The sequence below is a fragment of the Clostridium tyrobutyricum genome, assembly GCF_019144085.1.
In the GTDB taxonomy this organism is placed as follows: domain Bacteria; phylum Bacillota; class Clostridia; order Clostridiales; family Clostridiaceae; genus Clostridium_B; species Clostridium_B tyrobutyricum_A.
In genome coordinates this window covers 141,096-162,662 of record NZ_JAHHUY010000002.1, presented here as the reverse complement: position 1 = coordinate 162,662, position 21,567 = coordinate 141,096, and the positions used below count along the sequence as shown (strand labels likewise).

The 21,567-nt window shown below is 31.3% G+C and carries 17 protein-coding genes; 11 read left to right on the top strand and 6 right to left on the bottom strand.

Annotation, left to right across the window (positions count from 1 at the left end; all coding sequences use genetic code 11):
* The first annotated feature begins 118 nt into the window (after window positions 1-118).
* The 7 genes from KM800_RS01540 to KM800_RS01510 all read left to right on the top strand — a co-directional run bounded on the left by KM800_RS01540 (window position 119) and on the right by KM800_RS01510 (window position 9,222).
* Entirely contained in the window at window positions 119-2,017 is a 1,899-nt protein-coding gene (locus KM800_RS01540; RefSeq protein ID WP_217811485.1) for a sigma-54-dependent Fis family transcriptional regulator, read from the top strand.
* Between the two features lie 257 nt (window positions 2,018-2,274).
* Entirely contained in the window at window positions 2,275-3,330 is a 1,056-nt protein-coding gene (locus KM800_RS01535; protein WP_217811484.1) for an NAD(P)-dependent alcohol dehydrogenase, read from the top strand.
* 328 nt (window positions 3,331-3,658) lie between these two features.
* Complete coding sequence (locus KM800_RS01530; RefSeq protein WP_217811483.1) at window positions 3,659-4,072, top strand: MarR family winged helix-turn-helix transcriptional regulator; 414 nt, start codon at window positions 3,659-3,661, stop codon at window positions 4,070-4,072.
* Window positions 4,073-4,241: 169 nt separating this feature from the next.
* A complete protein-coding gene (locus KM800_RS01525) occupies window positions 4,242-5,543 on the top strand; it encodes a GntP family permease (RefSeq protein WP_217811482.1) in 1,302 nt (433 codons plus the stop codon).
* 126 nt (window positions 5,544-5,669) lie between these two features.
* Window positions 5,670-6,446, top strand: a complete 777-nt coding sequence (locus KM800_RS01520) for a short-chain-enoyl-CoA hydratase (RefSeq protein WP_217811481.1) — start codon at window positions 5,670-5,672, stop codon at window positions 6,444-6,446.
* Window positions 6,447-6,499: 53 nt separating this feature from the next.
* Window positions 6,500-8,053 carry an acyl CoA:acetate/3-ketoacid CoA transferase gene (locus KM800_RS01515; RefSeq protein WP_217811480.1) on the top strand — a complete coding sequence of 518 codons (1,554 nt, stop codon included), beginning with the start codon at window positions 6,500-6,502 and terminating at the stop codon, window positions 8,051-8,053.
* Window positions 8,054-8,082: 29 nt separating this feature from the next.
* Window positions 8,083-9,222 (top strand): acyl-CoA dehydrogenase family protein, encoded by a 1,140-nt coding sequence (locus tag KM800_RS01510; RefSeq protein WP_217811479.1) that lies wholly within the window; start codon window positions 8,083-8,085, stop codon window positions 9,220-9,222.
* 154 nt (window positions 9,223-9,376) lie between these two features.
* Here the strand turns inward: KM800_RS01510 and KM800_RS01505 are convergent, their stop codons facing one another.
* Genes KM800_RS01505 through KM800_RS01495 form a run of 3 tightly spaced genes read right to left on the bottom strand, consistent with a single transcriptional unit; the run spans window position 9,377 to window position 13,016 of the window.
* The gene (locus tag KM800_RS01505) at window positions 9,377-11,632 is read right to left on the bottom strand and encodes a glycosyltransferase family 39 protein (RefSeq protein ID WP_217811478.1); all 2,256 of its coding nucleotides are present in this window, start codon (window positions 11,630-11,632) and stop codon (window positions 9,377-9,379) included.
* 12 nt (window positions 11,633-11,644) lie between these two features.
* Window positions 11,645-12,064, bottom strand: coding sequence for a GtrA family protein (locus KM800_RS01500; RefSeq protein WP_217811477.1), 420 nt, complete (start codon window positions 12,062-12,064; stop codon window positions 11,645-11,647).
* Window positions 12,048-13,016: a glycosyltransferase family 2 protein gene (locus KM800_RS01495; protein WP_217811476.1), complete on the bottom strand. Its 969-nt coding sequence runs from the start codon at window positions 13,014-13,016 to the stop codon at window positions 12,048-12,050. The genes KM800_RS01500 and KM800_RS01495 overlap by 17 nt, the downstream gene beginning before the upstream one ends.
* A gap of 163 nt (window positions 13,017-13,179) precedes the next feature.
* Here KM800_RS01495 and KM800_RS01490 point away from each other — a divergent pair, with 163 nt between their 5' ends.
* Together KM800_RS01490 and KM800_RS01485 are read left to right on the top strand one after the other, a co-directional pair.
* A complete protein-coding gene (locus KM800_RS01490) occupies window positions 13,180-13,857 on the top strand; it encodes a response regulator transcription factor (protein ID WP_195510288.1) in 678 nt (225 codons plus the stop codon).
* Between the two features lie 2 nt (window positions 13,858-13,859).
* Window positions 13,860-15,083, top strand: coding sequence for a sensor histidine kinase (locus tag KM800_RS01485; RefSeq protein WP_039656577.1), 1,224 nt, complete (start codon window positions 13,860-13,862; stop codon window positions 15,081-15,083).
* A gap of 110 nt (window positions 15,084-15,193) precedes the next feature.
* On the opposite strand, the gene galE is transcribed toward KM800_RS01485, so the two are convergent.
* The gene (galE, locus tag KM800_RS01480; protein ID WP_217811475.1) at window positions 15,194-16,180 is read right to left on the bottom strand and encodes a UDP-glucose 4-epimerase GalE; all 987 of its coding nucleotides are present in this window, start codon (window positions 16,178-16,180) and stop codon (window positions 15,194-15,196) included.
* Between the two features lie 62 nt (window positions 16,181-16,242).
* Complete coding sequence (locus tag KM800_RS01475; RefSeq protein WP_217811474.1) at window positions 16,243-17,958, bottom strand: methyl-accepting chemotaxis protein; 1,716 nt, start codon at window positions 17,956-17,958, stop codon at window positions 16,243-16,245.
* A gap of 209 nt (window positions 17,959-18,167) precedes the next feature.
* On the opposite strand from KM800_RS01475, the gene KM800_RS01470 reads away from it, so the two are divergent.
* Window positions 18,168-19,151 (top strand): type I phosphomannose isomerase catalytic subunit, encoded by a 984-nt coding sequence (locus tag KM800_RS01470; protein WP_017753261.1) that lies wholly within the window; start codon window positions 18,168-18,170, stop codon window positions 19,149-19,151.
* 178 nt (window positions 19,152-19,329) lie between these two features.
* Entirely contained in the window at window positions 19,330-19,875 is a 546-nt protein-coding gene (locus KM800_RS01465; protein ID WP_017753262.1) for an NADH peroxidase, read from the top strand.
* Between the two features lie 97 nt (window positions 19,876-19,972).
* Here the strand turns inward: KM800_RS01465 and KM800_RS01460 are convergent, their stop codons facing one another.
* The gene (locus KM800_RS01460; protein WP_217811473.1) at window positions 19,973-21,406 is read right to left on the bottom strand and encodes an Ig-like domain-containing protein; all 1,434 of its coding nucleotides are present in this window, start codon (window positions 21,404-21,406) and stop codon (window positions 19,973-19,975) included.
* Between the last annotated feature and the right edge of the window lie 161 nt (window positions 21,407-21,567).

The following is a 21,567-nucleotide window of genomic DNA, read 5'->3' as shown; positions in this document are numbered from 1 at the left end:
TCAAAATTTTATTTTGAAACAGCCCTATTTTGTTAAGTCCATAAGAGATTCAGTATAAATAAATTATGATATAATATTTTTATAAAAGATTAATCTTTAAGGGGATCGGGGGATTTATGTGTGTATTTCAATAGAAAATAATAATATAATAACACGTTCACATGTGCGATGCAAAGAATATGGAATTAATAAGAGTAAAATATTTCCTGATAAAATATTAAGAGGAATAGAATTTAAAGAATTATGTAAAGAAAAATTGGAATTAATAAAGATAGCAAAACCCTTTATGAAAATATTATATGATTTTCTTAAAGGATCAGGATTCTTTTTAGATCTAACAGATGAAAACGGTATAATACTGATTGTAATAGGTGATGAAGATGTAATAGAAAAAGCAAGAAGTATGGGAATGATAGAAGGGGCAGATATGAGTGAAAAAAGTACAGGAACTAATGCTATTGGAACATCTATTTATGAAAATAATCCAATACAAATGGCTGGAAAGCAGCACTATTTAAACGTATATCATATTTGGACATGTTCTGCTGATACAATACATGATGTAAATGGTAATATAATCGGATGTCTTAATTTGACAGGACGACATCAGCTTGTACATCCCCATACTTTAGGACTTGTAGTTGCAGCAGTTAAATCTATAGAAAATCATATGGAGATGAACAAGTCTCAAAATGAACTTTTTCAGGCATACCAATACCTACACACTATAATAAATTCTATAGATGTAGGAATTTTGACCATAGATTCATCTGGAATAGTGAGATCAATAAATAATATAGCATGTATGATGTTGAAAGTTAGACAGTATGAAGTTATAGACAAGAATATAAAAAATTTAATATTCAATTGGAGAAACATATATGATGAAATAAGTAATGGAAATAGATATGAAAATAACAATTGCACAGTAAACGGAAAAAGTAAAAGATTCAATTTGAATGCATATCCTATAAGAAATAAAAAAAATTGTATAACAGGAGCCGCACTTGTACTTAGAGATATACAGAAAGTTTATAATATGGTAAATAGGTATATAGGAATGAAGGCTAGATATAATTTTTCGGATATAATAGGTAAAAGTAAAATAATGATGGATTTAAAGAAAAAGGCAAAGTGTATTGCAGATAGCCCATCTACTGTGTTAATACAAGGTGAAAGTGGAACTGGTAAAGAACTTATTGCTCAAGCAATACATAATAGTAGCAATAGGAGAAATTTTGGGTTTATAGCAATAAACTGCGGTGCTATACCTAAGAATCTAATTGAAAGCGAATTATTCGGATATGAGGATGGAACATTTACCGGGGCAAAAAAAGGAGGGCAATTAGGAAAATTTGAGTTGGCTGATAACGGCACTATTTTTTTAGATGAAATAAGTGAAATGCCCATTGATATGCAGGTAAATCTTTTAAGAGTTCTTCAAGAAGGTTGTATTATGAAAATAGGAGGTAAAAGATATATTAAAGTAAATGTTAGAATAATTGCTGCTACAAATAAAGACTTAAAAGAAGAGGTGAAAATGGGTAATTTTAGAGAAGATTTATATTATAGGCTTAGTGTTATACCTATATATGTACCTCCTCTTAGGGATAGAATAGGAGATATTCCAATATTAATAGATCATTTTTTAAAAATTAAATCATCTAAACTCAGTAAATCTATTGTAAAAATAGAAACTAGTCTGTATAATAAATTATTAAATTACAGATGGCCTGGTAATATAAGAGAACTTGAAAATTGTATAGAGAATATAGTCAATATGGATGGAAATATATCCTTTGATTTTGTCAGGCATAATGACGGTATTCATCGTGATTTTAGTGATAATTGTGAATACAATATGTGTTCATTGGATCAATGGCAAAAAATAGCCATTGAAAAATGTATTAAAATGTGTAATGGAAATATATCTAAAGCCTCTAAAATATTGAAAATTAATAGAACTACCTTATATAATAAGATAAATAAGTATGGATTAAAAGATAAGCTGCAGTGATTAAATATTCTACAATGTTTAAAAATACAACGAAATTTAATATAGCTTTGTATAATATTTAAACGATTACTATTTTGAAAGATTCTTACTATATTTATTTTTAGATGATTAAGTAATTAAATAAATGGCTGTATACCAGTAGTATCTGGGAATAAGGCAAGATATTATTTTAATATATGGCATATATGTTGCTTATATTATAAATAAATGTTAATTATATAACAATTTATTAGAATAATTCTTTAGGGGGAATGTATATGAAGGGTTTTGCAATGATTGGAGTTAATAAGGTAGGATGGATTGAAAAGGAAAGACCGAATTTTGGGCCATATGATGCTCTAATAAAGCCATTGGCAGTTTCTCCATGTACTTCAGATATACACACAGTTTTTGAGGGAGCTCTTGGAGAGAGAAGTAATATGATTTTGGGGCATGAAGCAGTAGGGATAGTAGCTGAAGTAGGAAGTGAAGTAAAAGATTTCAAGCCTGGCGATAAGGTGGTAGTGCCTTGTACAACACCTAATTGGGAATCCATAGACGTTCAAAGAGGATTTCAACAACATTCAGGAGGTATGCTTGCTGGATGGAAGTTTTCAAATTTTAAAGATGGTGTATTTGCTGAATACTTCCATGTAAATGAAGCTGATGCCAATCTTGCGTTTTTGCCAGATAATATTTCACCTGAGACAGCTGTAATGATCACGGATATGATGACTACTGGAATTCATGGAGCTGAACTTGCAGAGATTGAAACTGGTTCAAGTGTTGTTGTAATAGGAATAGGAGCAGTTGGGCTAATGTCTATTGCAGGTGCAAAAATTCATGGAGCCGGTAGAATAATAGGAGTAGGCAGCAGACCTGTTTGTGTTGAAACTGCAAAATTTTATGGAGCAAATGAAATTGTAAATTATAAAGATGGAAATATAGTAGATCAAATATCAGAACTTACTAATGGAGAAGGTGTTGATCGTGTTATAATGGCTGGTGGTGGAACTGATACACTAGGACAGGCAATAAAAATGCTTAAGCCGGGTGGAGTAGTTTCAAATGTAAATTACCATGGAAGTGGTGATTTGGTTATACCGAGAGTAGAGTGGGGTTGTGGAATGGCTCATAAAACTATAAAGGGCGGATTATGTCCAGGAGGAAGACTTAGAATGGAAAAACTTATAGATCTTATAGAATATGGACGTATAGATCCTTCAAAATTAGTAACTCATGTATATCATGGATTTAATCATATAGAAGAAGCACTTATGCTTATGAAAGATAAACCTAAGGATTTGATTAAACCTGTCGTGTTAATAGACTAATACTTAATTTATTTGATGAAATATAAATAATTTGTATGTAAATTATTTATATTTCATCAATTTTTTAGTAAGATATGTGTTGAAATAACCATAATTATCCTCCTATATCCAATTTTGTAGAATGGTTAGCTATTATAAGATTTATATTGTGCTTTTTGGGAGAATTTACAATATATTATTAATAAATTTAGATGCGGATTTTGATATAAGTGTTTTTATATTAGTACTTGATATTTTCCTTTCATTAAAGTTTAATTTATATTTGTTGACAAATGATTAAATTTTATAATATATTATATGCATTATGTATAAATGAGAGGTAATCAGCATGCAATTAAACGAATGTATAAATTTTTTATTAACAAAAGCACAGCATAATGTATTTCAATATTTGAAGACAAATCTTGAAGTACTTGATGTTACACCAGTTCAATATGGAATATTAAAATGTCTTTGGACTGAAGACAGTCAAACACCTAAACAAATAGCAGATATTTTAGGACTTGATGGATCAACAATTACTGGAATTCTAGATAGGATGGAAAAGAAAAAATTTTTAAAGAGAACTGAAAATCCACAAGACAGGAGAACTATTAAAGTTGTTATTACTGATGAAGGTTCCAGGCTTCAGAAGCCAGTAGAAGAAGTTGTGAATAAAGTTAATCAATATATGCTTGAAATATTTACAGAGAAAGATCAGAAGAAATTCAAAGAATTTTTAAGACTAATTGCAAATCATTAGAATATAAAATCATTGCTGCATATATAATTTATAATGTGGTAGTGATTTTTTATTTTAATATTGATTGTTGACAAATAGTTTGCATACAAGTAATATTAAAAATATACATTATAAACGTTTACTAGAAATTTGCCAAAAGTATAAATAAGATAGTTTGGAGGTAGTTAAAATGACTGGAATTCCTATTTATTGGTGGGGTGCTGTTTTAGGATTGGTAATTGCTATAGTTTTAATCCTTAAAAAAGTAAATCCCGTATATGCATTATTTGGAGGCTCCATTATAGGAGCTGTTATAGGCGGTGCTAGTTTAAATCAAACCGTGACATTTATTATTGAAGGAACTAATAGTGTAATGCCTGCAGTGGTACGTGTACTGACAGCTGGTATATTGGCAGGTGTACTTATTGAATCTGGAGCTGCAGAAAAAATTGCAGAAACAATAGTAGACAAGCTTGGCGAAAAAAAAGCAGTATTAGCTATTGCGCTAGCTACATTGATAATTACTGCAGTTGGAGTATTTGTAACAGTTGCAATCATTATAGTTGCGCCAATTGCACTTTCTGTAGCAAAGAGAGTTGGAATTTCTAAGACGGCGGTTCTTTTAACTATGGTAGGAGGAGGAAAAGCAGGAAATATAATTTCTCCAAATCCAAATACTATAGCTGTAGCTAAAGGATTTAATTTAGAATTGACTCAAGTAATGATAGCAGGATTTATACCTGCAGTGGTAGGAGTAATAGTAACATGTATTGTGGCTAAGTTTTTAAGTGAAAAAGGAGTTGAGATTAAAGATTCAGATCTAATATCAGGAGGTGAATCAGATAACAAAGAAAAACCTACTTTTTTAAGAGCTATGGTTGCTCCAATTGTAGCAATAGTATTACTGGGAATTAATCCTATGGGAAATATTTTAAATATAGAATTTCTAAAAAAAATCAGCATAGATTCGATGATAATTTTGCCGCTGGCAGGATTGATTGGACTGCTTGCTATGGGAAAAGCTAGAAATGTAATTAAGTATACTACATCAGGACTAAATAGAATGTCTGGTACAGCAATTTTATTAATAGGTGCAGGATCAATAGCAGGAATTATTTCTAAATCAGATCTAAGTTTAGTCATAGTAAATATTATTAAATTATCAGGAATTTCAGGTACACTTCTCGCACCAATTTCAGGTATATTAATGGCTGCAGCCACAGGCTCTACATCTACAGGTGCAATTTTAGCTACAGGATCATTTGGAAAAGCTATTTTATCTATGGGCATAGCTCCTATAAGTGCAGCTGTTATGGTTCATACAGGTTCAGTTGTAATAGATCATCTTCCACATGGTAACTTTTTTTTAGTATCTGCACAATCAGTTAAAATGAATATATCTGATCGTATGAAGCTTATTCCTTATGAATCCATAGTAGGAGGTAGTATGTGTATTACAGCCACAATTATATATGGATTCTTAATAAAATAAAATTACTTGTTGACAAATAGTTTGCATACAAGTAAAATTAAATTAAACGTTAACATAAATAATTTATTACTTAAATATAATAAAATAGATTGCCATTTTAATGGCTTAATATTGGGGGTAGTTTAAATGGAAAATGTTATTTTAAAAGAAGAGAATGGTATTGCAGAAGTTATTATCAATAGACCTAAAGCACTTAATGCGTTAAATAGTGAAACATTAAAAGAACTTGGAAGTGTAATTGACGATATAAGTGTAAACGATAATATTAAAGCAGTAATAATAACAGGTTCAGGTGAAAAATCATTTGTAGCAGGAGCTGATATAGCACAAATGAGTAAACTGAATTCAATAGAAGCAACAAAATTCTCAAGACTTGCCCAAAATGTATTTTCACAAATAGAAGACCTTCCTAAATTAGTAATAGCTGCAGTCAATGGATTTGCTCTTGGAGGAGGTTGTGAACTTGCCATGGCATGCGATATAAGATTTGCTTCAAAAAAAGCTAAATTTGGACAACCGGAAGTTAACTTAGGTATACTGCCAAGTTTTGGGGGAACACAAAGACTTCCAAGATTAGTTGGAAAAGGAATAGCAAAAGAATTAATCTTTTCTGCAGATATGATCAGTTCTGATGAAGCTTATCGCATAGGACTTGTCAATAAAATTTATGAATCTGATGAGTTACTTTCAAAGTCAAAAGAATTTGCGCAAAAGGTAATGAATAAATCCCCATGGGGTGTCAAATTGGCAAAGGCATCAATAAACAATGGATTGGATGTTGATTTGGAAGCTGGGCTTAAATACGAGGCAAATTCTTTTGGCTTATGTTTCTCAACTGAAGATCAAAAAGAGGGTATGAAAGCCTTTTTAGAAAAGAGAAAAGCTAATTTTAAAGATTGTTAATTATATATATGATATCTTTCATAGTAAAGTAAAATCTTTAAGGGGGTTTTTTCATGGGAGTAAAGTTTTTAAAGTCTTGTGATGCTGTAGAAATGGTTAAAGATGGAGACTTGATCGCAACAAGTGGTTTTGTAGGCAGTCTTTGTTCAGAAGAACTTAGTATAGCTTTAGAAAAGCGTTTTGAAGAGACAGGACATCCAAAAAATTTAACGTTGGTATATTCTGCAGCTCAAGGAGATGGCAAAGGAAAAGGTGCAGATCATTTTGCACATGAGGGATTGTTGAAAAGAGTGGTAGGAGGACATTGGAATTTATCACCTAAGCTTGGAAAAATGGCAGTCGAAAATAAGATTGAGGCATACAATCTGCCACAGGGAACTATTGCTCAATTGTTCAGGGACATTGCAGGTAAAAGAATCGGCACTATAACTCATGTTGGATTAAATACTTTTGTAGATCCAAGAATCCAGGGTGGAAAATTAAATGATGTTACTAAAGATGATGTAGTAAAACTTATAAACATAGAAGGTCAGGAAAGATTATTGTATAAAGCTTTTCCTGTTGACGTATGTTTTTTAAGAGGATCTTTTGCAGATGAAAATGGGAACATATCACTACAAAGAGAAGTAGGAACTATAGATGTTTTGTCTATTGCCCAAGCTTGCAGAAACAGTGGAGGTACTGTAATTGTACAAGTTGAGAAAGTAGTTTCTTCAGGAACTTTGGATCCAAGACTTGTAAAGATACCAGGCATATATGTTGATGTAGTAGTTGTTGCAGAACCTGAACATCATGAGCAATTTTTTGGTTGTAATGGTTATGATCCTGCATTAACCGGTGAAGTGAGAGTACCTTTAAAAACTATACAATATCCTGAATTAAATGCAAGAAAAATAATAGCTAGAAGAGCTGCTATGGAACTTAAACCCGACGCAGTAGTAAATTTAGGTATAGGAATACCTGAAGTCATATCAATGGTTGCAAATGAAGAGGGAATTGGGGAATACATGACTATGACAGTAGAAGCTGGAGCTGTAGGAGGCGTGCCTCTTGGAGGAACTGGCTTTGGTGCATGCATAAATCCTGAATCAATCTTGGATGAGGCTTATCAATTTGATTTTTATGATGGTGGTGGAACTGATATAGCATTTTTAGGATTGGCCCAAGTAGACAAAAATGGGAACATAAATGTAAGTAAATTTGGACCTCGTATAGCTGGATGCGGTGGCTTTATAAATATAACTCAAAATGCTAAAAGAGTATTATTCTGTGGTACTTTTACAGCTGGAGGACTAAAAATAGACACAGGTGATGGAAAATTAAAGATAATTCAAGAAGGAAGATCAATAAAATTTTTAAGACAAGTTGAGCAGATAACTTTCAGTGGAGAATATGCTATTAAAACAAAGCAGCCGGTTACTTATATAACTGAAAGGGCAGTATTTGAACTTAAAGAAGATGGGCTATATATTACAGAGATAGCTCCAGGCGTTGATATTGAAAAAGATGTATTAAAATTAATGGAATTTAAGCCTAAAATAGATAAGAATTTAAGATTAATGGATAAAAGAATATTTTGTAATAACTTGATGGGTTTAAAGAAATAGATTGTTTTTAAAATAGGGAGGAAAAGATTATGAATTTTGAATTATCAAAAGAACAGGAACTTGTACAAAAAACAGCAAGGGACTTTGCAGAAAAGGAATTAAAACCTATAGCAATTGAAAATGATGAAAAAAGTGAATTTCCTATAGACAAATACAAAAAAATGGGGGAAATGGGACTCATAGGACTTCCATATCCTAAGGAATATGGTGGATCAGGAGCCGATTATCTCTCTTATGTATTAGCTGTAGAGGAAGTTTCAAAGGTGCATGCATCTGTAGGAATATCATATTCTGTAACTACATCCCTATGTGCAGGAGGTATATTTAATAACGCATCAGAAGAACAGAAGAAAAAATACCTTCCAGACATATTATCCGGAAAGAAATTCGGATCTTTTGGAATGACAGAACCTAATGCAGGTTCAGATGCGTCAGCAGCAACAACTACAGCAGATAAAAAGGGAGACTACTATATATTAAATGGTACTAAATGTTTTATTACAAATGGACCTCTTTCAGAAACGTTTTTAGTATTTGGAATAACAGATAAGAGTAAAGGACCTAAGGGAGTATCAGCATTTATAGTTGAAAAGGGATACCCTGGATTTTCAATAGGAAAAATAGAGGACAAGTGTGGAATAAAAGCAGCTCAGGTGTCAGAACTTGTATTTGAAAATTGCAAAGTTCCTGCAGAAAATTTAGTTTCTGAAGAAGGGAAAGGACTAAAGATAGCATTAAGTACATTGGATGGAGGAAGAATCGGCGTAGCAGCTCAGGGCCTTGGAATAGCCGAAGGAGCATTTGAACGTGCGAAACAGTATATGAAAGAGAGAATACAATTTGGCAAGCCATTGTTCAAACAACAATATTTGGCATTCAAAATGGCTGAATTGGATCTTGAAATAGAACAGGCTAAATATGTATTGTATAAGGCAGCCATAGACAAACAAGAGGGAAGACCATATGGATTGTCAGCTGCCAAAGCAAAAATAGCATGCACAGATGCAGCCATGCATGTAACTACAGAAGCAGTTCAGATGCTTGGTGGAAATGGATACATGAAAGAATTTGAAGTTGAGAGAATGCTTAGAGATGCAAAGATAACCCAGATATATGAAGGAACAAATGAAATACAGAAATTGATATTAAGTGGACAACTCTTTAGATAATTTACGTATATTGTCAATATTAAAAAATTTCAGTATTTAACAATGTGATTAAAGAATATTAAAATTTTAGCCATTGTAGTTTAAGAGCTGGGAGTTAAGGAAAACTTTATAAATGATAAGAGCTGTTCCATAAATTTGGAACAGCTCTTATCATTTATTTTACAGTACCTTCCAAATCATATAATGTTTGAGAATCATTCATTCCACCAAAACTATTATTCTTATCATTTTGCTTTGAGTTGCTATTTGTTTTGGTATTGTCTGATTTAGAAGAAGACCTATTGGTAAATTGTTCTTTAATATTATTGGAACTAGATGTATCTTTCCATTTACTCTCTGAAACAGCTTTACCATTCTTTTCAACCCAACTCATAATGGAATTAGAATTTCTTCCCATTCCTCCTGTGAGAACGTATCTTACTTCACCTTTTTTTACAAGTTGTTTAAATTTATTTAAGGATATTATATTATCCGAGCCTGAAAAACCTCCAAGGGCCATTACACTCTTGCCACTTTCAATTATTATACCTCCAGCATTGTTGGCACTTGATACAACAAGCGCATATTTTTCAGTTTTAATATTTTTATCCAAAAATTTAATAAGTTTTTCATTGCTTCCTTCTCCAAAGTTTCCTCTTTTCATCATAGAATTATTTGATTTAGAACTACTATCTTTTGATAAAAGTTCAAGGCCAGCTGAAGGTATGGTTCCATTTACTGAATGATTTATAGCAGCAGAGGAACCTATAGCTGGAGTTACAAGAATACCTATTATAGCAAGTGTTGTAAATATCTTAGCAAATCTTATATTTTCAGTTTTATCCATAATGGATTTTTTCATTATTTTGTATATTATAAGAATGAAAGATGATGCAAAGCACAATATTAATGCAGCTATAATTATAGCTTTAATTGTTGATGTCATATTGCTGATAAAATAGAATAACATTAGTAAGTGGACTAATCCTTCTACAATGAAAGCTATTGGCAATAACCAAGACTTTATACCATTTTGATTATATAGTTTCCACATTGATACAATTCCTATACCTGATAATGCTGCAATAGGAGGTGCAAGCATAGTTAAATAATATGGATGAAATAATCCTTTTGTATAACTGAAGTATATAAATCCAGGTATAAGCCATAGAGCCCAGAAAACTACATCAAGTTTTTTCTTGTTATTAAAAGGAAATCTTATCTTTTCTAATATAACTGCTGCTATAATTCCCAATATTGACAATGGTATAAACCAAACTATTTGATCGGAAAGTATATTTTTAGAGAATAAACGTGAAATTCCAGCTGTTGTCTGCCCTCCAAAAGTTCCTTGAAGATTAGATGTTCCAGATCCTCCTGGTCCACCACCTGATATTCCTCCAAATTTTTGACCTTTTGAGCTTTTACCGGTCATATTAGGTGGTTGCATATTTTGATTTTGCAAATTTGAGTTTTTATTGTCTGTATTTCCAGACGGTGGCATGTCATTTGAATTAGAATTATTTTGTTTTCCTGTTCCATTAGGAGGTTGCATGCTATTGGAATTAGTGGTGCTGCTCTTTGAATTAAAATTCTTATGATTTTGGCCGCCATTTCCTGGTCCTCCACCCATACCTCCGCTATTGCTGCTTAGTCTTTCCAATCCATTGTGACCAAATATAAGTTCCATAACTGTATTGTTTGTACTACTTCCTACAAATGGTCTGTTTTGAGAAGGTACTAAATCTACTATAGTTGCCCATGAAAGTGAGACCACGATTAGTACAATTGTACCTATAACCAGATGCTTTATTCTCTTTTTTACAGGTGCTGCAGAAGAGATTAAATAAGTTATATATATAGCTGGACCTATCATATATGCTTCAAGCATTTTTATATTAAAACCTAAACCTATAAAAATCAAACTTATTATTAGATATTTGAATTTTCCCTTTTCGGCAGCCTTAGAAAAGAACATACATGCAATTAATAATACTAGAACCAATAGATTGTCTATAGTATTATTTCTGCTTGCAGCTACAAATACTGGTGTTATAGCCAGGCATATGGCTGCAATAATTCCAGCAGCATAACCAAAAGATCTCTTGACTATATAATATATTAAAGCAACTGATATAATACCTGCCAACGCTTGGGGAAGTAGTATACTCCACCCCCTAAATCCAAATATTTTGGCAGATATGGCTTGAATCCAAAATCCTAAAGGAGGTTTGTCGATAGATACAAATCCTGCAGGATCAAATGATACAAAGAAAAAATTCTTGAAATTTAAAACCATACTCTTTACACCGGCTGCATAATATTCATTTCCGTAATTTTCTATGCTTAAATTTGCAAGATTTAGGATTCCAGACAGAATTAGTACTAATATTATTCCAATCTTTTCTTTAGTTAATTTAAGTTGTTTCATCAATGTTCCTCCTTAATTGAATACCCAAAGTTTGTATGATAAAAAATTTATTACTTGTGCTATGAGAGTTACTATTATCTTTGATACATATACATTTATGATAAAAGTATTTATTAATAATTTCATAAAAAATATAGTTATTAATAGTGAAACTATATTTACTATAATAAATTGAATCAATTCATGATATAATTTCTTCTTTGGTTTATTGCTTTCAAAGGTCCACTTTTTATTGAATATAAAGCTGTTTGTTACTCCAAAACTATATCCTGCTATCTGACTTATAGTGTAATGAAATCCAAATACACTTTGACATAGGGAAAATACTATAAAATCTATTAGTGTATTTAATACACCTGTTATAGAAAAACGACTTAATAATTTGAGTTTACCGTTGAAAATATGCTTTATTGTTTTAGCTAGTGAATTCATGTTTTATAGTTTCCTTGTTATTTATTATACTTTCTATAATATAATTAGGTCTTGCTTTGCTCTCATCAAAAATTCTTCCCATATATTGACCTAATATGCCTATACATCCTAAGACAATTCCAAACATAATTAAGTTGATTGATATGATAAACCCAAAATTTATTATATTTGTATTACTAATCAAGTGTTTTGTTATAGTTGCTATAGTTGAAATTATCCCTATAATTAACGACAGTACACCCAAATATCCAGATAATACAAGTGGTTTATATGAAAATGAGGTAATTCCGTCAAAAGCTAACTTCAACATTTTTTTAAGAGGATATTTGCTGTTACCTGCAAATCTTTCATGTCTTATAAATTCTACAGAAGTTTGTTTATAACCTATCCAGCTTACGAGACCTCTTACGTATCTATTCCTTTCAGGCAATGAGTTCAAAGTATTGCAGACTTTTCTATCTATAAGTCTGAAATCACCTGTATCTACAGGTATATCTATACTAGTCATATCTTTTAAAAGCCTATAAAATGCTCTAGCAGTCATTTTTTTAAAGAAAGATTCTCCCTGCCTTTTGGCTCTTTTTCCGTATACTACATCATAGCCCTCTTTCCACTTTTTAATCATTTCAGGAATAACTTCAGGAGGATCTTGAAGGTCGGCATCTATAACTACTATTGCATCTCCAACAGAGTTTTCCATACCTGCAGTTATTGCACATTGATGACCAAAATTTCTTGAAAAATTAATAAGTTTTATATTTTCATCTGTTTTACATATCTGCTGTACCTTTTTTTCTGTGCTGTCAGAGCTCCCGTCATTTATGAACATAATCTCATAGTTTTCATAAGTGGAATCCATAACTTCTTTTAATCTGGAATAGCTTTCATCAATTACCAATTCCTCGTTATAAAGTGGAACTACAATAGAATATACTATATTCTTATTATGCATTTAATTCACCTCAATCTAAAATATAATTAATTCACGTTAATATTATTTTGCAGAATAAACCTTAAAGAATGCTTAAAAGTATGTTTAATAAATGTAAAATAAATTTAAACATTACTATATTTATACTTTATTATTGTTTATAATTAAAATGAGGAGGTAAATTATGAGAATACTTTTAATTGAAGATGAAAACATGCTTTCAGATGCTCTAGTTTACATATTAAAGAAAAATAACTACAGCGTAGATGCTGCTTATGATGGTATTAAAGGTCAGGAGATGGCTGAAACAGGAATATATGATCTTATAATTTTAGATAGAATGCTTCCAGGTAAAGAGGGTTTGGATGTGCTAAGAGATCTTAGAAAAAGTGGAAGTGAGATTCCTGTGATTATTTTGACTGCTATGGATTCCATTGAAAGTAGGGTGGAAGGACTAGATAATGGCGCAGATGATTATCTTGTAAAACCTTTTTCTACAGAGGAACTTCTTGCAAGGGTGAGAGCTCTTGGTAGAAGACACACTCATTTTATTCAAAGTGAGGAAATAAGAATATCATCTTTGATTTTTGACCCATTAAGGACAGAAATAAGATGTAATGATAAAAGTTTAAAGCTTACTGCCAAAGAATCACAACTTTTAGAATTGTTAGTTAGAAACAAAAATCAAGTAATAACCAAAGATCAGATTTTGGATAGAGTATGGGGAATTGATTCAGATGTTGAAATGAATAATAATATTGAGGTGTATTTTTCATATTTAAGAAAGAAATTGAGAAAATTAAATTGTAATGTTATTATTGAAACTATAAGAGGAATCGGATATTGCTTGAAAGAGGTTTGATTATGTTCCGTAAATTAAAAATAGAACTTATTTTGATTAATTTGATATTAACGAGTTTGGTGCTTATTACTATATTTTCAGGTATATACATACTTATGAAAAAAAGTTTTGATCATTCTTCTTATATGAGAATGGTTAAAACAGCAGAGATGGAAAATTTGCCACCTTCACCACCTGAAAGAAATTTAACACCATCTGATAGTTTCTTTATAAAAATAGATAGATCTGGAGCTGTTCGTGAAATCTCCAGTAATTCCATTATAACTAGAGATTCGTCATATAATGTAATAGAAAAGATTTTAAAAGATAATAAGGATAAAGGAATTATAACGTATAAAAGCTATAAATTACGATATCTTGAGATAGCTAAGCCCTATGGACGTATTATAGTTTTTGTAGATAAATCATTTGATAATGAAGTATTAAGAAGATTAATTATGATTTCTATATTAGTTTGTATAATAAGTCTTGTACTTGTATTTATAATAAGTTTGTTTCTTGCCAATGTATCTCTTAAACCTGTTATGACAGCATGGGAAAGACAAAAAGCATTTGTTGCAGATGCATCTCATGAACTTCGTACGCCTCTTGCCGTTATAACTACAAATCTTGATATAGTATTGGATAATAGGGAATATAGTGTGGAAAGTCAGAAAAAGTGGCTTGGGAATGTAAAACTTGAAACAACTAGAATGACTAAACTTATAGAGGCACTTTTATTTATTGCAAGGTCTGATTCAAGTAAAACTTCTTTTAGTAAAAATGAGTTTAATTTGAGCAATGCGGTTGTTCAATCAGTACAACCTTTTGAAGCAGTGGCAATTCAAAGTGGAATAAAGATTATATCCAAGGTTGAACCGGATATCTTTCTAAAAGGAACAGAAGGAAGAATTAAGCAGCTTATAGCTATTTTAATTGACAATGCTATAAAACATACAAAATCTGGAGATACTGTTACAATAAAAACGACCATGGTTAAAAGTAGAATTCAAATAACAGTATCAGATACAGGGGAAGGTATACCAAGAGAACACTTAAGTAAAATTTTTGATAGATTTTATAAAGTTGATAAATCAAGGGCAAAAAGAGAAGGTAGTTTTGGACTTGGACTTTCAATTGCAAAATGTATAGTAGAAGAACATAATGGCATCATAGATGTGTTAAGTGAGGTAGGAAAAGGCACTGAGTTTAGAGTTGTATTTGAAACTAAAAAAGTATTGCAATAATATTGGATATTATTGTGTTTAAGGTAATGATAAATATTTTTCAGCATAATTAATGGGAATGGGCATAGATTTGTGTAAAAACCAAATCTATACCCATTATTTTTGTATAACTAATTGGTATATCCATTTGGATGATTCTTATGCCATTTCCATGCAGTATCAATAATTGTTTCCAAAGAGTTGAATTTAGGATTCCAGCCTAATTCCTTAATTGCTTTGTTTGAAGAAGCTATTAGTGTTGCAGGATCTCCTGGACGTCTATCTGCAATTTCTGACTTGATATTTATTCCAGTAACTTTTTTTGCAACTTCAACTACTTCTTTTACTGAAAAACCTTTTCCATTGCCTAAATTGTAAATTTTACTTTCACCACCAGATTGCAATCTTTTTAGAGCAAGTAAATGGGCAGAAGCCAGATCTGATACATGTACATAATCTCTAACACAAGACCCGTCTTCAGTATTATAATCATCACCAAAGATCATTATCTTATCTCTTTTACCCATAGCAGCCTGAAGTATTATTGGAATAAGATGAGATTCTGGATTATGATCTTCTCCTATTTTTCCATTTATATGTGCACCGCATGCATTGAAATATCGAAGTGCAGTATATTTTATGCCATAGGCATTGTCACACCATTTCAATATTTTTTCTACTGCTAATTTGGATTCACCATATGGATTCGTTGGAAATGTTTTGTCCTGTTCTTGTATAGGCACATTTTCAGGCTCTCCATAAGTTGCAGCTGTAGATGAGAATACAATATATTTTATATTGTGTTTGTTCATGGATTGTAAAAGACTTATAGTGGATCCAATATTATTATCAAAATATTTAAGTGGATTTTCTACACTTTCACCGACTAGGGAATTTGCTGCAAAGTCAATTACTGCATCAATTTTATTCTCAGTAAATATTTTATCTAAGATAATACTGTCTTTTAAATTCCCCAAATAGAATTTTCCACCTAAAATTGCATCTTTATGACCTGTTTGAAGATTGTCAAGTATTACTACATTATGATTATTTTCTAATAAGTGGGCAACCATATGGCTTCCTATATAACCCGCACCACCGCAAACCAATATATTCATTATGAACCCTCCCGATGAGTGATATTCTAATTATTATAGAACAAAAATATATTTATTACAATTTAATTTATTGTGAACTTATCTATCATGGCTGAAAGTTTTTCAGCCATTTCGGATTGACTTTGAGAAGAAACTGAGATTTCTTCAATGGCTTTGGTAACTTCGCCTACACTTCCAAGTATTTCTTCAGAACCTGAAGCAGATTCCTCTGCTGTGGATGCAGCACTTTGTATAGCTGTGCTTACCTGGGATACAGCTTCATGCATCTGTTTTGAAGAGCTATCTATTTCTTTGGATATAGTATTTATAAATTCAGAGTCCTTTTCATACTGAATTCCCGTATCCATAAGGAACTGATAATTTGGTTTGACATTGTTTGCTATGTATTCGAGTACTTCTTTGCTGCTGTCAGATAGATTTTTAAAAGCTGTTTCTACAGCCAGTACCATTTTATTTATACTTTCAACGGTAGTTGATGACTCTTCAGCAAGTTTTCTAACTTCATCTGCAACTACAGAGAATCCCCTTCCCTGCTCACCAGCCCTTGCTGCTTCAATTGCTGCATTTAATGCAAGCAGGTTGGTTTGCTCGGCTATATTTCCAATGGAAGCTGCCATTGTCTTTACTTCTGAAACAACCTTTCCATCTTCAATAGCTTTTAAAATTTTATTGTTCTTTTCTTCATATACAGAGGCACTTTCTTCTATACTTTTGGAAGCTTTCTGTTTTATTTTTACAGCACGGTTTTTTATTTCAACAGATGACTTTGAAGCCTCATTAGCTTTTCCTGAAAGTTCACTTGTATTTGCTTCCATTTCCTCCGATGACGCACTTATTTCTTCTGTAATACTGCTTAAATTTTGAGAGCCTTCAGCTATTTGGGCAGTCGATTCATTTACAGAGGACATCATGGAGGATATTTCTTCAGTTGTAGCAGATAGATCCTGACTTGAGGAATTTATGGTTTTTATACTGCTTGTTATTTCACTAACTAGATTTTTTATATCTTCAGTAGCATTATTTAATGCATTTGATATGGTACCAAATTCATTTTTACTTGAAATACTTAAACGTTTAGTTAAATCACCATTACTAAGAGAATTTGCAAATAATAAAATTTTATTAAGCACTTTTCCTGTGGAAGAAGCTATGATATTACCTAAAAGTATTGCAATAGTCAATCCGATTATTGTAATTAAAATTATAGCAATTAAAGATGACGTATATAGAGCATTGTTTTTAATATTACTGCTTTTGGAGTTCTGCACTGTTATTTGAATCAGCTTTTCTATAGTAGATGTTAACTTATTTCTATAACTAGCAGCTTGTTTGTTTAATAACATTGCATCGTCATATTTTCCCGCAGCCATTAAATTCAGAATTTTATTGTATATAGTTCTCCATGAAATAAGTTCATTGTCTAATTGGGATACCAATGTTTTCTGCTCAGAAGTTAAATTTGATTGCTTATATAAAGTTAATATACGATCATTTTCATCTTTATATGGAGATATAGTTTTTAAAGTATCAGCAGTTTTATTTTTATCACGGATTTCAACTAAATTTATTATTTCTAAACGTAAATGCATTGTATTGGCATCAAATTTGTCTAAATTTTTAATGGTTTTTAGATCTTCATTGTATAGTTGATTGGAAGCTGAATTTATTCTTTTAATATTTATACATCCTATAGCACCTACTATTACGATAAATATTGCTACTACACAGAAACTTAATAGCATTGTTTTCTTTACTTTCATCTTATTAAAAAAGTTCATTTATAACCCTCCTAAAATTCACATATTAATTAATGTTATATAATAATTGATATTAATTAATATTAATTAACATCAATATACCATCAGATTTATGGAAATACAACACAATAAAAGTAATACAATGGTAAATTGTCACAATATTATAATGTTATAATATTAATTAATGAATACTTTTATATTTACTAAATAGTTTATGAGGAGTTGATTTTATGTATCCTATAAAATTTAAAAATTTATATTTTGAAAAGATATGGGGAGGTAGAGATTTAGGACTGTTTAGGAGTAATCTTCCGGAGGGGGATATTGGTGAGAGCTGGGATATATCTTGCCATCCTAATGGAATGAGTATAGTTGCAAATGGTAAATTCAAAGACATGAGATTTGATGAACTTATTAAGCAGACGGGAGATAAAATAGTAGGCACAAAAATAGACAAGAAAAATTTTCCTATACTTGTAAAAATAATCAATGCTACGGACAAACTATCCATACAAGTTCATCCAGATGACAGATATGCAAATAGAGTTGAAAATCAAATGGGCAAGACAGAAGCATGGTATGTAATAAAGGCATTTCCAGGAGCAAGCTTAATAGTTGGAACTAAAGAAGGGTGTACTCTGGAACAATTTAGAAATGGAATTTCAAATGGAAATTTAGAAAGGTATATGAATAGGATACCTGTAGAAAAAGGAGATGTTTATTTTATAAGAAGCGGCATGATACATGCAATTTGTGAAGGTGTAATTTTAGCAGAAATACAACAGAGCAGTGATATAACATATAGAGTGTATGATTATAATAGGGGAAGGGAATTACATGTAAAAAAGGCCTTGGATGTAGTCAATTTAAAATTACGAGGTGAAAAAAGTACAGGACTTAGGGTAGAGAGACAAGGATTTTTTAAAACCTATATATGCATTTCAAAAGAATTTTCTTTAGAACTTTATGATATTTATAAAGAAGCTGTTGAAATTAGCGATAAGGAAAGATTTTATATATTTACATGTGTGGAAGGACAAGGCGATATTATATATGACAATGGTGCCGAACCTATAAATGTTGGAGATAGTATACTTATTCCAGCATCACTTGGAGAATATAGATTAAGGGGTAATATGAAACTTGTAAAAAGTTATGTACCAGATTTTGAAAAAGTTGAATCAGAAATATTAAAAGAAGTAGAAAAGATATAATAAGTTTTAATAAGAGACATGGTAAGTTTTTTTACTTATTATGTTTTTTATTATAAAAAATTATAAAAATACTTGCAATTTAATAATTAGTGTTATATAATAATAATTGTTGAAAGAAACATAAAAAAATTTACGATATAAATTATTAAATATAAACCATTAAGGGAGGATTTTTATTATGAAAAAATTTGTTTGTACAGTTTGTGGATATGTATATGAAGGAGAAAAGGCACCAGAAAAATGTCCAGTATGTGGTGCGTCAGCTGATAAGTTCGAAGAAAAAACTGATGATGAGGTTTCTTGGGCTGATGAGCATAAAGTAGGAATTGCAAAGGGAGTTGATCCTGAAGTTTTACAGGGATTAAGAGACAATTTCACTGGTGAATGTTCAGAAGTTGGTATGTACCTTGCTATGGCTCGTCAAGCAGATAGAGAAGGTTATCCAGAAGTTGCAGCAACATATAGAAGAGCTGCTGAAGATGAAGCTGATCATGCATCAAGATTTGCTGAACTTTTAGGGGAAGTACTTACAAATGATACAAAGAAAAACTTACAGATGAGAGTAGATGCTGAAAGAGGTGCCTGTGCTGGAAAGAAGAAATTAGCTACACTTGCAAAAAAATTGAATTATGATGCAATTCATGACACAGTACATGAAATGTGCAAAGATGAAGCTAGACACGGAGCAGCTTTTCAGGGAGTATTAAACAGATATTTTAAGTAGGATTCCAAATCTGCGATTTGGTGTGAGGCCTAATGTGAGCTGAATCTAGATAAAAAATAAGCTTGTACCTTTAATAAAGAGTACAAGCTTATTTTTATTATGCTGGTGGATACATGAAATATGATATTTTATCAGCTATAGATGTTTGGGTATCAATACTTCTTTCATGGTATGCATCTGTATTTCCATCATCAGTATAAGGCCAATCGCCGCCTTGATTATCACATATATAAGCATAATGGAAATCATCAGGATCAGCCCACTTCATAAAAGTGTAGGTATGAGTTGGACCTGTCCCGTTCGAAGCACCAATAGTAAAACATATATCTCCCGGTAACAAAAGAGATAAATCATATGATATTTTCCATCCCAAATTTGTAAGTACATTTGTAAGAGTTCTAGTATTTGCAGTAGAGTTTGGTATATTTATACCTATACTTCTCAATGCTGTACTTTGATAAAATGCACAGTTGTTACTGTATGGATCATCACCATAGCCTAAGGAAGCATGTATTTGAACAGCTCTATCGTAAACCGAATTTCTATTAGTATAATCTGAAAGATAATTATACAATTTAAGCTCAGTAGCATTTTGAGTTCTCTTACCATCTGTAGGTGAAGGAGATTGAGGAACAGCTTCTATAGTCAAGTTTAATTTTACAGTATTTTTATAACCACTTACGGTACCATTGAATGTGTAATTGCCAGGACTTCTTGTACTGTTCAATTGCTTGTCCCAAGATATAGCAACTTTGGATGTAGTTCCATCGGACATAGTTGCATCTACAGTTGTAGGTAAAGTAAAAGCTCCTCCTTGTTTTATACTTAAATTGATGTCATTAATAGAAGATATTGATATATCCTGCTGTGTTTTAAAGCTAACTATAGTAGGATTTGAAAGAACTTTTCCAAATTTTGATGTTATACTTTGGGAAACTGACAAATGATACTCATTATCAAAGTCAAGCGCAACTGATGGTGTTATTAGTACAGTTTGATCGAGACTATTTTCTACTATTGTCATTGTAATTGGAACTTCTGCATTTGTAGTTTCGTTTATTAGCTCTATTTTTCCTTCTAATGAATCAATAGTAACAGGTTGATTAAACTTGACCTGCCATGTTTTAGTTGTTGCAACATTATCCTTCGTAACTACATTACTACTATCTGAATTTACTTTTTGAGAATAGTTTGCAGTAATTGTTCCATTGTCCTCAGTTGAATATGTATTTTTTGATTTTTCACTCGACTCTACACTTGATTCTGTATTAGTACTAGATAAAGTATTTTTTTCAGATGAAGAAGTGTCATCTTTAGTAGTAGAAATCGACTTGTCCTCAATAGAACCTTCTGTGTTTGTGGAATTATTATCTGTGTTTGAAATTACAGCCGAACTAGATGTTGTTATTTGAGAAGATTCAATAGAAGACTTGTCTTCATTATTTGCAGCAAATGCAGTACTGTGGCTTGCTATTCCTGTTGTTGCACATACAGCACATACAATTAATAAGTGTTTAGTAAAACTTTTCATTATTAACCTTCCTTCTCTATTTTTATTATATATAATTAGTTTATCCTTTTTTTGTTTAGGTTTCAACAAATTTTATGAAATTGTTTTATTTATATTTAGAATAAAGGAGTAAAACAAATAATAAATTTATAAAGTAGGAAATACTATATATACTATGTAGT